13 protein-coding genes are annotated in these 13,082 nt (G+C 62.5%); 11 read left to right on the top strand and 2 right to left on the bottom strand.

Features of this window, described 5'->3' with window-relative positions; translation table 11 throughout:
- Nucleotides 1–19 precede the first annotated feature (19 nt).
- Nucleotides 20–919 carry a transcriptional regulator FeaR gene (gene feaR, locus AB4O23_RS21815; protein WP_065878584.1) on the top strand — a complete coding sequence of 300 codons (900 nt, stop codon included), beginning with the start codon at nucleotides 20–22 and terminating at the stop codon, nucleotides 917–919.
- Between the two features lie 674 nt (nucleotides 920–1,593).
- Here feaR and AB4O23_RS21810 read toward each other — a convergent pair.
- The gene (locus AB4O23_RS21810) at nucleotides 1,594–3,078 is read right to left on the bottom strand and encodes an aldehyde dehydrogenase family protein (RefSeq protein ID WP_065878580.1); all 1,485 of its coding nucleotides are present in this window, start codon (nucleotides 3,076–3,078) and stop codon (nucleotides 1,594–1,596) included.
- A 137-nt stretch (nucleotides 3,079–3,215) separates the two neighbouring features.
- The gene (locus AB4O23_RS21805; protein ID WP_017528254.1) at nucleotides 3,216–3,692 is read right to left on the bottom strand and encodes a MarR family winged helix-turn-helix transcriptional regulator; all 477 of its coding nucleotides are present in this window, start codon (nucleotides 3,690–3,692) and stop codon (nucleotides 3,216–3,218) included.
- A 193-nt stretch (nucleotides 3,693–3,885) separates the two neighbouring features.
- Between AB4O23_RS21805 and AB4O23_RS21800 the strand changes: the two genes are divergently transcribed.
- From AB4O23_RS21800 to AB4O23_RS21755, 10 genes are all read left to right on the top strand, one after another.
- A complete protein-coding gene (locus AB4O23_RS21800) occupies nucleotides 3,886–5,010 on the top strand; it encodes an amidase (RefSeq protein WP_460150255.1) in 1,125 nt (374 codons plus the stop codon).
- A 1-nt stretch (nucleotide 5,011) separates the two neighbouring features.
- Nucleotides 5,012–5,542 (top strand): nuclear transport factor 2 family protein, encoded by a 531-nt coding sequence (locus tag AB4O23_RS21795; protein ID WP_017528256.1) that lies wholly within the window; start codon nucleotides 5,012–5,014, stop codon nucleotides 5,540–5,542.
- 442 nt (nucleotides 5,543–5,984) lie between these two features.
- Nucleotides 5,985–7,157 carry an indole-3-acetate monooxygenase gene (iacA, locus tag AB4O23_RS21790; protein ID WP_460150253.1) on the top strand — a complete coding sequence of 391 codons (1,173 nt, stop codon included), beginning with the start codon at nucleotides 5,985–5,987 and terminating at the stop codon, nucleotides 7,155–7,157.
- A 17-nt stretch (nucleotides 7,158–7,174) separates the two neighbouring features.
- A complete protein-coding gene (locus AB4O23_RS21785; RefSeq protein WP_017528258.1) occupies nucleotides 7,175–7,537 on the top strand; it encodes a hypothetical protein in 363 nt (120 codons plus the stop codon).
- 19 nt (nucleotides 7,538–7,556) lie between these two features.
- Entirely contained in the window at nucleotides 7,557–8,831 is a 1,275-nt protein-coding gene (locus AB4O23_RS21780) for an aromatic ring-hydroxylating oxygenase subunit alpha (protein WP_017528259.1), read from the top strand.
- Between the two features lie 15 nt (nucleotides 8,832–8,846).
- Nucleotides 8,847–9,323, top strand: coding sequence for an aromatic-ring-hydroxylating dioxygenase subunit beta (locus tag AB4O23_RS21775; RefSeq protein ID WP_460060519.1), 477 nt, complete (start codon nucleotides 8,847–8,849; stop codon nucleotides 9,321–9,323).
- 11 nt (nucleotides 9,324–9,334) lie between these two features.
- Nucleotides 9,335–10,075, top strand: coding sequence for an SDR family NAD(P)-dependent oxidoreductase (locus AB4O23_RS21770; protein WP_017528261.1), 741 nt, complete (start codon nucleotides 9,335–9,337; stop codon nucleotides 10,073–10,075).
- A 50-nt stretch (nucleotides 10,076–10,125) separates the two neighbouring features.
- A complete protein-coding gene (locus tag AB4O23_RS21765) occupies nucleotides 10,126–11,085 on the top strand; it encodes a PDR/VanB family oxidoreductase (protein ID WP_460069189.1) in 960 nt (319 codons plus the stop codon).
- Between the two features lie 11 nt (nucleotides 11,086–11,096).
- Entirely contained in the window at nucleotides 11,097–11,594 is a 498-nt protein-coding gene (locus tag AB4O23_RS21760; protein ID WP_017528263.1) for a flavin reductase, read from the top strand.
- Between the two features lie 123 nt (nucleotides 11,595–11,717).
- Nucleotides 11,718–12,980 carry a serine hydrolase domain-containing protein gene (locus AB4O23_RS21755; RefSeq protein ID WP_065878574.1) on the top strand — a complete coding sequence of 421 codons (1,263 nt, stop codon included), beginning with the start codon at nucleotides 11,718–11,720 and terminating at the stop codon, nucleotides 12,978–12,980.
- Nucleotides 12,981–13,082: the final 102 nt, after the last annotated feature.

Raw genomic sequence — 13,082 nt, 5'->3', positions numbered from 1 at the left:
AGTAACAAGGGGAATACCCATGCGCGGTCAAGCGTTGTCGGCGTGGAACGAGCGTGTGCACGCGGCCTGTGGCCGTTTCGATACGCGCTATGACCATTGCCAGAGCCTGTTCATCGGCGACATGCAACAGACGCTGGTGGGCACCACGGCGGTCGCCCATATTCGCAGCAATGCCAGTGTGATTGCCAAGGCCGCCGGCTCAAGCGGGCGCGACTCATCGGCGCGGTGTTTTCTGGTGTTGCAGCAGCAGGGCTCGATGAGTATCGAGCTGGGCGACAAGGTGCTTGACCTGCGCGCGGGTGACCTGGCTTTGCTGGACTTTTGCGGCGCGGTGAAAATGACCCCCATGGGGTTGTTCGCCCATGTGTCGATTCCGCTGCCGAGCGAGTTGCTCAAGGGCCTGGACCGCAACCGCTTCGGCAAGCTGTCGACCACCGGGGTGTGCGGCCAACTGCTGGGCACGCTGGTCCGTCAGCTCGCTGCGGGCGAGCTGGCGCAGTGGTCTTGCGCGCAGGATGGCGAGGGTGTGCCAAGGGCGCTGGTGGCCTTGCTGGCCTCGGTGCTGGAGTACCGTGCGAGCGACCACTCGCCGGGATGGCAGTTGCATGAGGTGCAATCGCTCATTCAGCAACGGCTTGAATCACCCCGGCTGTCTCCGGCGTTGCTGGCCGAAGAGCTGGGCATCTCCAGCCGTCAGCTCTACAGGTTGTTTGAGGCCAGTGGCGACAGTGTCTGCCGCTACATCCTGCGGGAGCGGTTGTCGAAGGCCGCGCAAGACCTGCGCGACCCCGTTTGCGCGCATCGTTCGATCACTGATATTGGCAGCTACTGGGGGTTTGCCGATTCGGCGCATTTTTCCAAGGCGTTCAAGAGGCAGACGGGGCTGACACCGAGCAGTTATAGACATCGTGGGTACTGAGGCTGGGTTGCTGGGGGCTTCGGGGTGAACGCTTTTTTTGGGGTTTAGTGTGTGCATATCCGTTGCTGCGGTCACGGCGGCTATGGGTTCCGCCCTTACGGCGGGTCACTTTTGGAAAGAGCCCAAAAGTAACCAAAAGGCTCTTGCCCCACCACTCGGCACCTCGCCTAGGCTCGGTGTGCCCGTAATCCGACAGCGTGGTTAACGGGGCGCTCCAGATCAAAAACAAAGCGAGGCGGCCTTAGAGCCGACCTGACCGTTGAGGCGTACGCGGTGCCGCTTCTACTTCCTCAGCCGCTGACGAAGTCAGCAATCTTTTGATCTGGCTTTTGCTTTTGCTTTTGATCTTAGGCGCCCCGTTAAACACGCTGGCCGAACGCAGGCTTGAATCCGTGGGTAACCCGGCAGGACGCCGGGTTAGCCGCCCCGCGCCATGGATGGCGCGTGGCGGCGGCCCACGGATTCAAGCCTGCGTTCGGGCACACCGAGCCTAAGCGAGGTGCCGAGTGTTGGGGCAAGAGCCCTTTTGGTTACTTTTGGGGCTCTTTTCCAAAAGTGACCCGCCGTAAGGGCGGAACCCATAGCCGCCGTTACCGCAGCAACGGATATGTACTCACACCCAAAGAACCTGGTCGGCCCTAAGGCCGCCACGCAAACAAGCACCCCCACCCATCTCAGTAACGAATAATCACCGATTTCAGCTCAGTGTAATCATCGATAAACGCACTGCCGAATTCACGACCAATGCCCGAAGCCTTCACGCCGCCAAACGGCACACTGGGGTCGACAAACGTATGCATGTTGACCCACACCGTGCCCGCTTCGATTTGCGGGATCAGGCGCAGGGCCTTGGACAAGTCGTTGGTCCAGATACTCGCCGTAAGGCCGAACGGGCTGTCGTTCATCAGTTCGACCAGTTCCTCTTCGTCGTCGAACGCAAGCACACACACCACCGGGCCGAAGGTTTCCTCGTGCAGCAGCGGGTCGTCCCTGCCGGTGGCCACGATCAGCGTCGGCTCCACGTAGTAGCCGGCGCGGTCCACGGCACGCGCGCCGTATACCACCTGGTTGCCTTGCAGGGCTCGGTCGAAAAAGCCGAGGATCTTGTCCAGGTGCGCCTTGTTCGACAGCGGGCCGAACTGGGCATGTTCATCCAGGGGCGAACCGATGACCAGCTGCGACAACGTCGCGACCATTTTCTGGGTGACGTGCCCGATGAGAGAGCGGTGCACGAACAAACGCTCGGGCGATGCACACACCTGGCCCTGATGCACATAGGCTGACTGCACGAAGCGCGCCACGGCGTCATCCACATTGGCGTCGGCCAGCAGCGCGGCGGCGTTCTTGCCGCCCAGTTCCAGGGTGACACGGGTCAGGTCGGCGGCCATGGCGGCCTTGCCCACGGCGATACCGGTGGGTACCGAGCCGGTGAACGACACCTTGCGCACGCCAGGGTGTTCGATCAACTGTTGGCCGACCTGGCCACGGCCATTGACCACATTGATCACGCCCGCCGGAATCCCGGCCTCGATTGCCAGTTCCGCCAGGCGCAACAGGGACAGCGGGGTGTACTCGCTGGGTTTGAGCACCACGGTACAGCCGGTGGTCAGCGCGGCGCCGAGTTTCCACACGCCGATCATCAGCGAGAAATTCCACGGCACGATGGCCGCTACCACGCCTACCGGTTCGCGCAGGGTATAGGCGCTGTACTGCTCGCCGTCCAGGCTGGGAAACGAGGGGCTCATGGTCTGGCCGCCGATCTTGGTCGCCCAGCCGGCGAAATAACGCAGGAACACCGCGCTCTGGCCCACTTCGATATGGCGCGACAGGTTGATCGACTTGCCGGAACTCAGGGTTTCCAACTGCGCCAGTTCTTCGCCATGGGCCTCGATCAGGTCGGCCAGGCGGTTGAGCAGGACACCGCGCTGGTAGGGCGTGACCTGCGCCCAGGCGCCCTTGAAGGCTGCGTTCGCATTGTTGACGGCCAGGTTTACGTCTTCGGCCTGGGCGTCGCGCAGATGGGCGATTGTTTCGCCGGTGCCGGGGTCGACCACGCCGATGCGCTGGGTGGACGCGCTGGTGTGCGCGGCGCCGTCGATGAAGTTGGAGTGGTCGCGGCCCAGGAAGGCAACGACTGAAGGCAGTAAGGCAATGTGCATGGCGGCGCTCCAATGAAAGGTTCGTCGCGCCCGAAGCGCGCTCGAAAGACCTTTGCATTAAAAACGGATGCGCGTTTGCCGGCTTGTGCGAGCCCGCCTGGAACTTGGTTATGCCTGACAGGCAGTGCCGCGCCGGCCTAGGGTTCGCCGAGGTTATCGAACACCGTTTCGAGCATGCGGTTCAGGCGCTGGATCTGCGCTTCGGTCATGCCGGTGAAACTGCGCTTGAACACGTCACCGGTAGCCGCCTGGATGCGTTCAATCGCCTCGCGCCCCTGCGCGGTGATGCGCACCTGGGTGACCCGGCCGTCGTCCTCGCACGGCGCGGTATCCACCAGGCCGTCTTCCTTCATGCGGTAAACCGTCTTGGTGATGGTCGACAGCTTGGCGATAGCATGCGTGGAAATTTCCGAAATACTCGACTGGCCGTTCTCCTTGAGGATGAACAGCACCCGCCAGCGCGGGATGTCCAGGCCGATTTTTTTCAGGGCCTTTTCCATGTACTGGCTGTAGCGGCCATGCACCATGGCGAGCCAGTAGAACGGGAAATCTTCCTTGTGAAAGTCTTCACTGCCGGGGTCGTAGCGGCCTGCGTGTTTCTTGGGTGGGCTCATGGTCTGCTCATGTCGAAGGAGGCGAGCAATCATAGACTTTTCTCGTGAATCCGACACGGGTTTTGACCGCCCTACAGACGCCATTGTGCGCGGAAATATAATTGACAATTCACGTAATATTCGGTGAGTGTGAAAAAAGCAAAGGGCGCATCGGGCGCCCTGATTGCGCATTTTGCACTGAAGGTGACGTGACATGACCCTGGTGATTGAACAGCTTTCCCTTGGCGGCGATGGGCCGACCGTCATGGTCAAGGACACCATCGATATCGCCGGCTCGCCGACCCGCGCATCCAGCCAGGCCCTGGCGGATGCCGCACCGGCAGCCGCCCACGCCGATGTGGTACAGGCGCTGCTGGACCAAGGCTGCCGCATAGTGGCGAAGACCAGCCTGCATGAACTGGCGTTCGGCACCACGGGCATCAATCACTGGACCGGCACCGCGCCGAACCCGCGTTTCCCTGGGCGTATTCCGGGTGGTTCCTCCAGTGGTTCGGCGGCGGCCGTGGCGGCCGGGTTGGCGGATTTTTCCCTGGGGACCGACACAGGCGGTTCGGTGCGCATCCCGGCGTGTTGCTGTGGCGTGTTCGGTTTTAAACCAACGTTCGGGCGGGTCAGCCGGCGCGGGGTGATGCCGGCGCACAGCAGCCTCGATTGCGTTGGCCCGTTTGCCCCGAGCCTGCCGATGCTGGTCACCGCCATGCAAGCCATCGACGTCACCTTCAAACCTGTCTCGGCGCCGGCTTCGCCGCGCCTGGGCATCGTGGCCGTGCAGGCGAGTGCAGCCGTACAGCGCGTGATCGACGCGGCCATCGCCGGCAGCCGGTTGCCGGGCCAAACCCTTGCACTGCCCAGCCTCCAGGCGGCTTATGAGGCCGGCATGGTGGTGATCAACCGCGAGACCTTCGATGCCTGCGGGCACTTGCTGGCAACCGGCAAAGTGGGCGCCGATATCGCCGCGCGCCTGGCCGCCGCCGGCCACACCACGGCTGCGGCACTGGCGCAGGCCGAGCAGGTGCGCGTGCAGTTCAGTGCCGAAGTCGACGCCGCCTTGCAGTTGGTCGACGTGCTGGTGCTGCCGACTATGCCGGACTTACCCCTGACCCTGACCGAGGCGGGCGACACCCAGGCGGTGCTGGGCATGACCGCCTTCGTGCGCCCGTTCAACCTGTCGGGGCACCCGGCGCTGAGCATTCCGCTGGCCAGTGCCGAGGGCCTGCCGGTCGGCTTGCAACTGGTCGGGGCCAAGGGCGCCGATGAACAACTGCTGGCCATCGCCGGGCGCTTGCTTGAACGCCTTTACGCCGGGCAGGAGGATTGACATGAACACAGCCGCCCCACGCGCCGATCTGGAACAACGCCTGCGCCGTTTTGAAACCCAGGACAGCGCCCGCGCCTGCATGAACCGCTACATGGTGTTGTGTGATGCCCTCGACGCCCACACCCCGCTCGATGAGCTGGCCGGCCTGTTCACCCGGGACGCGGTGTGGGAGGGCAAGGGCGCCAGGTACGCCAAGAGTTTTGGTGGCTACCGTGGGCGCGAGGCCATTGCGGCAATGTTCGCCGGCTACATGAAAACGCCGGCACACTTTGCCCTCAACGTGCACTTCCTCACCAGTGAGCTGATCGAGGTGCGCGACGATGCGGTCATCGGCAGTTGGGTGATGTTGCAGACGTCGACCTTCGCCAGCGGTGCCTCCCATCTCAATGCGGCGCGCCTGACGGTGCGCTTCGCCGAGGAAGATGGGCACTGGCGCATGGCGCATTTCCAGACCGAAAACCTGTTCGGCCGCCCGGTGCAGGCATGGAACAGCGACGCCGAGCTACCGGTGCCCTCAAGCGCTGACGCATAACCCCGTACCCCAAAACAACGCAGACCCCCTGTGGGAGCGGGCTTGCTCGCGAAGGCGGTGCATCAGTCGACTCATGTTGACGTGATACACCGCCTTCGGGAGAAAGCCCGCTCCCATATTTTTGTGTGTAAAAAATAAATAATTTTTCGCGGGTTTCAGGTTTTATACGGGGGTGTTTTGTGTGTTTTTTATTGATTAAAAACAAATAGATATAGCTGTTTGTTCCAGTAATTCCCGCTTTTAATTACGTGATTAGTGGTGTTGTTTAGCATGATAAATCAATTGACAATTCACGTATTAAGGACCAGATTCACCGCCAACGGCACCCACAAAAACAAAGGTAATCACTATGCCGATCCATCCCGCTCGTTGCGCGTCTCGCCCCATCTCGACCCTGATTTCCTGCCCAGCCCAATACCGTTCCTGACAACGGAGTAAATGTATGCATTCGCTAAAAAAACCAGCGGTGGGTGCGGTGAGTCCGCTTGCCAGTGGCCCCGCTTTCGAAGCGTTGCTCGTCGATGTGCGTGAACGGGCCCGTACCGGTGAATTCGACCGCCAGCGCCATATCTCGCCGGATGTGATCGAAGCCTTCAAGCATCACGGTGTCTACCGGGCGCTGGTGCCCAAGCGCTTTGGTGGCCTGGAGTGTTCGCCGGCCGAGTTCTGCCAACTGATCGAGCGTATTGCCCAGGCTGATGGATCTGCTGGCTGGGTCGCCAGTTTCGGCATGAGCCCGGTCTACCTCGCGGCACTGCCGCCCGCCAGCATTGCCCAGGTGTATGCCGACGGCCCTGACGTGGTGTTCGCCGGCGGCATCTTCCCGCCGCAACCGGCTGAAACGGTCGCGGGCGGCTTTGTGGTCAATGGCCGTTGGAAGTACTCCAGCGGCTCCCTGGGCGCGGACATCGTCGGTGTCGGCATCGCCCCGAAAAGTGGCGATACCTTCGGCCTACCGCGCATTGCGGTGATGCCGCGCAGCGCGATTCGCGTCGAGCAGACCTGGGACACCGTCGGCCTGCTCGGCACCGGCAGCCATGATCTGGTCGCCGACAACGTGCGGGTCGACGAGCAATGGACGTTCGTGCGCGGTGGCCTGCCGAATCTGGACGAGGCGTTTTTCCGCTACCCATCGCTGTCATTCGCCACCCAGGTGCTCTCGGTGGTCGGCCTGGGTGTGGCGCGTGCGGCACTCGATGCGCTGGCGGACATGGCCAGCGGTCGCGTGTCGGTCACCGGCGCCCCGGCGATTGCCGATCGGCCACTGGCCCAGGTCGACATTGCCCGCGCCGAAGCCGAACTGCGCGCCGCGCGTGCGTTTTTCTACGAATCCATCGACCGCGCCTGGATCTACGTGCTGGCCGGCGACGCGGTCCCCGTGGCCGCGACCAACCTGTTGCGGCTGTCGTCGACCCATGCCACCCGCGTCGCCGCTGACGTGGCGCGTACCGCGCAAATGCTCTCGGGCATGAGCGGTGTGTACAACGACAGCCCGCTGGCGCGCTGCGTCAACGATGCCCAAGTGGTCACCCAGCACGCCTTCATGGGCGACATCACCTATCAGAACGCCGGAGCCATGTTCTTCGGCAAACAGCCTCTGCCTGGCTACCTCTAACCGTCGAGAACAAAAAAATGAGCGATAAAAAGACCTTGCGCGTGCTGTTCTGCATGGGCATCAACCAGAACTTTTTCGACGCCCCGCGCGATGAGCAATTGCAGGTGTGGGCAGCGTTCAGCGCCATGTGGAACGGTATCCACGACCTCGCCGGGGTCAAGGTGCTGGGCAACATGGATGACGACCAGAGCATGGTCGGGCCGTCCGATGGCTTCCCCTGGACCACCTACCTGCTGGCCGACGTGCCGGACATCGAGACCGTGCATGCCGCGTGCAACCTGTTTCGCAGCACGCCGGTGGGCGATGGCCCTTACAAGCTGTGGCGCTACACCAAGGTTGAAGCCCGGGTTGGGCGCGAGCTGATCATCCAGCGTACTTGATGCCGACGAGGACACTTCCATGAGCAAGTTGATTCCCGCTGTAAACCTCGCCGTAGACCCCGCCGACCTGGTGCAGGCCGACCGCGTCCACACCTCGATGTACACCGACGCGCAACTGTTCGACGCCGAGCTTGAGAAGATTTTCTACAGCACCTGGATCTGGGTCGCCCACGACAGCGAGATACCCGACAACGGCAGCTACAAGACCACCTACGTCGGCAAGCAGCCGGTGATTGTGGTGCGTGATCGCAAGAAAGACGTACACGTGCTGCTCAATCGCTGTCGCCACCGTGGCGCCACGGTGTGCGAACACAAGAAGGGCAAGACCAACAGCTTCGTCTGCCCCTACCACGGTTGGGGCTACGCACTGGATGGATCGCTGCGCGGCGTTCCGCACCCGGAAAGCTACGGCGACTGCATCGACAAGGCCGAGCTGCCGCTGGTCAGCCTGCGCACCGAAAGCTATGCCGGCATGATTTTCGCCACGTTCAAGGACGATATCGAGCCGCTGGAAGACTATCTTGGCGCGGCGAAAAAATGGATGGACCTGTTCATGAAACAGGGCGCCGGCTACGGCATCAAGGTGCCGGGCGAACACCGCTTCCGCTTCCCCGGCAACTGGAAGATCCAACTGGAAAACACCACCGACGCCTACCACTTCCCGCTGGTGCACAAGAGCTTTTTGTCATCGGTGGACGAACAGACCATGGCGCTGTTCGACTTCGTCAAAGGCCCCGGCTACGTCGAAGACCTGGGCAACGGCCACAGCGTGATGGTGATGATTCCCGACCTGATCGACCTCGAGGCCGACCTGGACAAACCGATCCCCGAGCGTTTCGAAGGGCTGGCGGCCGAGCTGCGCGACGAAGGCATCGACGAGCAACAAGTCCGCCGGATCGTGCGTGCGGTCGGTGGTACTGGCTTCAACCTCAACCTGTTTCCCAACGTCGCCTGTTCGATGGCGTTCTTTCGTGTACTGCAACCGATCTCGGTGACCGAGACCGAAATCCACCACGCGGTGATCACCATGGACGGCGGCCCGGCCGTGGCCAACCGTTACCGCCTGCGCCTGCACGAGCACTTCCAGGGCCCGATGGGCTTCGGCACTCCCGACGACTCCGAAGCCTGGGAACGGGTTCAAAAAGGCGCCGGCGCCGGTGAAGATCTGTGGATCATGCTCAATCGCGGCCTGCCCGGCGAGCAGGCCAGTGAGGACGGGCGGGTGTCCGACGTGAGTGCCGAGACCGGCATGCGCGCCGGGTACCAGCAGTGGAAGAAGATGATGTCGGCCTGACCTGTGGAGAACCTTATGAACCTGCAATTACTGCAAGAAGTCACCGCTTTCATCTGGCAGGAAGGCGACATGCTCGACCACGGTGAATACGACGGCTGGTTGAAGATGTGGACCGAAAAGGGCACCTACATCATTCCGATCAACCCGAAGGAAGCCGACTTCGAGAACAGCCTTAACTACGCCTACGACGACCACGCCATGCGTGAGCTGCGGGTGCAGCGCCTGACCGGCGGCGAGTCGATCTCCACCAGCCCGCAACCGCGCACGGTGCGCCTGCAATCGCGGTTCCGCGTGCTGGCCGACGACGGCAACCAGGTCAGCGTGCGCTGTGCGCAGAACGTGCGCGAGTTTCGCAAGGAAAGCCTGAAGTTCTACAGCGCCGACCTGACCTACGACCTGATCCGCAGCGACAGCGGTTTCAAGATCCACCGCAAGGTGGTCAGCCTGATTAACAGTGACGATGCCCTCGCCGGTATCGGCTACATCCTCTGAGGCGCGCCGATATGAACCAGATTGCGTTGGTGACGGGCGCGGGGCAGGGCCTGGGGCAGCATTTCTGTGCCAGCCTGCTGCGGGCCGGGTACTCGGTGGTAATCAGCGATCTCAACCTTGAGGCCGCACAAGCCTGCGCCAGGCAGTTGGACCCCGGCGCAGAGCGCACGCTTGCGTTGCAACTGGACGCCGGCAGCAAGGCCGATTTCGAAGCGGCCCTGGACCAGGTGCTGGTGCGCTTCGGCACGCTGCACGTGGTGGTCAATAACGCCGCGGTGACCAAGACCACGCCGTTGCTGCAGATCAGCCCCGAGGAGTTCGACGCCGTGGTGGGCCTGAACCTGCGCAGCGTGTTCCTCGGCTGCCAGGTGTTGGGCGCGTACATGGCCGAGGCCGGCTACGGACGCATCATCAACATGGCGTCCCTGGCCGGGCAGAACGGCGGTACCGCGACCGGCGCGCATTACGCCGCGAGCAAGGGCGGCATCGTCACGTTGACCAAGATCTTCGCCAAGGAATTTGCCGCGCGCGGGGTGACCGTGAACGCGATCGCTCCGGGGCCGATCGAGTCGGCGGCGGTGCGCGCGGCGATCCCGCCCGAACGCCTGCCGGGCCTGCTGGCCAATATTCCGGTGCAGCGTCTTGGCGATGCGGATTTTCTGGGTGACCTGATTGTGCAGTTGGCACGGCCCGAAGCCTATTTCACCACCGGGGCCACCTGGGACGTGAATGGCGGCCTGTTCATGCGCTGACTGATAACGGCCGCCACGGCGGCCTTTGCGAACTCCATGGAATAACGGCCATGACTGAACAACTGTTGGACGTAGTCGTGCGCAAGCGCGAGCTGCAAGGGGACGGCGTTGTCGTCCTGGACCTGACCCGTCGTGACGGCGCGCCGCTGCCGCTGTTCGATGCCGGTGCGCATGTCGACATCCATATCGACCCGGGGCTGGTGCGCCAGTATTCGCTGTGCAGCGACCCCGCCGACCCGAGCCTGTATCGCCTGGGCGTGCTCAAAGACCCGGCCTCGCGCGGCGGTTCGGTGGGGGTGCACGACACTCTGTTCGAAGGCCGCGAAGTGCAGATCAGCACACCGCGCAACCTGTTCCCGCTGGCGGCGCAGGCGCGGCGTTCGCTGCTGCTGGGCGGCGGCATAGGCATCACGCCGATGATCGCCATGGCCTACGCCCTGCACGCGGCCGGCAAGTCATTCGAACTGCATTACTGCGGGCGTGAGCGCGGCCGCAGTGCCTTTCTCGCAGAGCTGGCCGGCGCGCCGTTTGCTGCGCAGGTGTTCACTCACTTCGATGATGAAGGCGCCGAACAGAAGCTCGACCTGGCCAAGGTGCTGGGCCGTGGCGAGGCCGGCGTGCACCTGTACACCTGCGGCCCCGCCGGTTTCATGGACTGGGTGATCCAGGGCGCGCGCGACCGGGGCTACACCGAGGCGCACATCCACAGGGAGTATTTCCAGGTGGACGTGGACAGCTCGGGCGGCAGTTTCGAAGTGGTGGCCGCCCGCAGTGGCAAGACCGTACAGGTGGCGCAAGGGCAGAGCATTCTCGCCGCGCTGGCGCAGGTCGGCATCAAGATCGAGATTTCCTGCGAGCAGGGCGTGTGCGGTACCTGCCTGTGCGATGTGCTTGAAGGCGAGCCGGACCATCGGGACGTGTACCTCACGGACGAGGAGAAGGCCGGGAATGATCAAATTCTAGTGTGCTGTTCACGCGCCAAATCCAAAAAACTCGTGCTGGATATCTAAGGGGAACGACCATGGTAGACGTAGGCAGCTTTCGCAATGCAATGGCCATGCTGGGCGGTGCCGTGTCGGTGATCACCACCGACGGCGTGGCGGGTCGGTTCGGCTTTACCGCCTCGGCGGTGTGCAGCGTGACCGATTCACCGCCCACGCTGTTGGTGTGCATGAACCGTTCCTCGCATTCCAACGAGCATTTCAAGCGTAACGGTTCGGTGTGCGTGAACACCTTGTGTGGTGATCATCAGCACCTGTCCGGCGCGTTTGCCGACCGCACGCTGACAATGGATGAACGGTTTGCCGTCACCGAGTGGACCACGCTGGAAAGCGGCGCGCCGGTGATGCTCCAAGCGCTGGTGAATTTCGACTGCCGTATCGTGCAGGTACACGAGGTGGGGTCTCACAGTATTTTTTACTGCCAGATCCAGACCATTCGCCAGAGCGGCGCCGACGAGGGGCTGGTGTATTTCAACCGTGCCTACCACCGTCTGGGCCACGCGTCGAAGGCCTGCTGACGGCATTGTTCGAAGGCTGAAAGTTGTGAGTGTCGGTAAAATATTTTATTGACTAAATAATAATGTCTGGTTAATGATTGCGGCGCATCTGCTCAAACGCAGAGTCATTTCCAGGGTTATGCCATGGGTCAGAAAATCACGCCGTCACTCGCCAGCCTGTATGCCCAGGCTGCGCAATCCTTAGCCGAGCCTCGCTTGGCACCATTACTGATGCAGGGCTTCCCGGCAGAGCCGAATCAGCGGGTAACGTGGGGCAACTGGATGCGCTCGCCCTACAGCCAATGGGGGTTTCGCAACCTGGCGCGCCTGCGCCCCACCATTGATGTGCAGGCCGGCGCGGCGCCTGCCGGTCCACTCAAGGACGCGCCCACGGCACTGGATGCGTTGTACTTCGACAGTGAATGCGGGTTGAGCATCCGTGTCATCGATCATTTGCTGGCCAGCCAGACCGACGCTTTCTTGGTGATGCAGGGCGACACGGTGTTGTTCGAGCGTTACTTCAATGGCCAGCGCGCAGGTGACCGGCACATCATGTTCTCGGTGACCAAGTCGCTGATCGGTACCCTGGGTGAGCAACTGGTCACCCAGGGCGCGCTCAAGCCCCACTTGCCTGCCGCGTACTACGTGCCTGAATTGGCGGGCAGCGCGTTTGGCGATGCCACGGTGCGTCAGCTGTTTGATATGGCGGTGGGCATCGACTACAGCGAGGTGTATGACGATCCCGCTTCAGAGAGCTCGCAATACGGCTATGCCTGCGGCTTCCAACCGGCACCGGCGCAATACACGCGGTACGAGTCCTTGTATCAGTACCTGCCGTCGTTGCAAAAGCGCGGCGCTCATGGGGGCTTTTTCCATTACGTGACCGCGACCACCGAGGCCTTGGCCTGGGTCATGGAGCGCGCTTCGGGCCAGGCGTGCAGCCAGATGCTGGAACAGATCTGGGAGCGCCTGGGTTGCGAGCGCGACGGCTATTTCATGGCCGACCCGTGGGGGCGCAATGTCGCCGGGGCGGGGTTCAGCGCGACCTTGAGAGACATGGCGCGTTTCGGCCGTCTGCTGGCCAATGACGGGCGTCATGAAGGGGTTGAGCTGCTCTCGCCACACACCGTGGCACGTATCGCCGCCGGGGCCGATCCGGCGATCTACGCGCAAAATACCGAGTTCTCCCGCTGGACGCCGGGTGCGTCCTATCGAAGCCAGTGGTACGTATTCAACGACCACAGCCAGGCCTTGATGGCCGGTGGGATCCACGGCCAATACCTGTTCATCGACAAACCGTCCGGCGTGGTGATCGTCAAGCAATCCTCGCTGACCGAGGCGGTCAGCCCGTTCGATGGCGACAGCGTGCGCATGCTGCGCAGCATCGCCGCCCACCTGAGCCACTGATACACGCCAAACAATAAGAGTCTTGCGTTCTATTCACCTGGCTTGGCCAGGTGTTGGCGGCGCGCTGCGTCGCCATTGACTGCCCTGTAACAACAATAATTC

The sequence above is a fragment of the Pseudomonas sp. H2_A10 genome, from assembly GCF_054680085.1.
This window is presented reverse-complemented; position numbering and strand designations above follow the sequence as displayed.

Bases quoted from the DNA above. Each gene is read 5' to 3' on its own strand.
- iacA (WP_460150253.1), top strand. From the start codon at position 5,985: ATGCATTCGCTAAAAAAACCAGCGGTGGGTGCGGTGAGTCCGCTTGCC.
- AB4O23_RS21795 (WP_017528256.1), top strand. From the start codon at position 5,012: ATGAACACAGCCGCCCCACGCGCCGATCTGGAACAACGCCTGCGCCGT.
- AB4O23_RS21770 (WP_017528261.1), top strand. From the start codon at position 9,335: ATGAACCAGATTGCGTTGGTGACGGGCGCGGGGCAGGGCCTGGGGCAG.
- AB4O23_RS21780 (WP_017528259.1), top strand. From the start codon at position 7,557: ATGAGCAAGTTGATTCCCGCTGTAAACCTCGCCGTAGACCCCGCCGAC.
- AB4O23_RS21775 (WP_460060519.1), top strand. From the start codon at position 8,847: ATGAACCTGCAATTACTGCAAGAAGTCACCGCTTTCATCTGGCAGGAA.
- AB4O23_RS21805 (WP_017528254.1), bottom strand. From the start codon at position 3,692: ATGAGCCCACCCAAGAAACACGCAGGCCGCTACGACCCCGGCAGTGAA.
- AB4O23_RS21810 (WP_065878580.1), bottom strand. From the start codon at position 3,078: ATGCACATTGCCTTACTGCCTTCAGTCGTTGCCTTCCTGGGCCGCGAC.
- AB4O23_RS21800 (WP_460150255.1), top strand. From the start codon at position 3,886: ATGACCCTGGTGATTGAACAGCTTTCCCTTGGCGGCGATGGGCCGACC.
- AB4O23_RS21755 (WP_065878574.1), top strand. From the start codon at position 11,718: ATGGGTCAGAAAATCACGCCGTCACTCGCCAGCCTGTATGCCCAGGCT.
- AB4O23_RS21760 (WP_017528263.1), top strand. From the start codon at position 11,097: ATGGTAGACGTAGGCAGCTTTCGCAATGCAATGGCCATGCTGGGCGGT.
- AB4O23_RS21785 (WP_017528258.1), top strand. From the start codon at position 7,175: ATGAGCGATAAAAAGACCTTGCGCGTGCTGTTCTGCATGGGCATCAAC.
- feaR (WP_065878584.1), top strand. From the start codon at position 20: ATGCGCGGTCAAGCGTTGTCGGCGTGGAACGAGCGTGTGCACGCGGCC.
- AB4O23_RS21765 (WP_460069189.1), top strand. From the start codon at position 10,126: ATGACTGAACAACTGTTGGACGTAGTCGTGCGCAAGCGCGAGCTGCAA.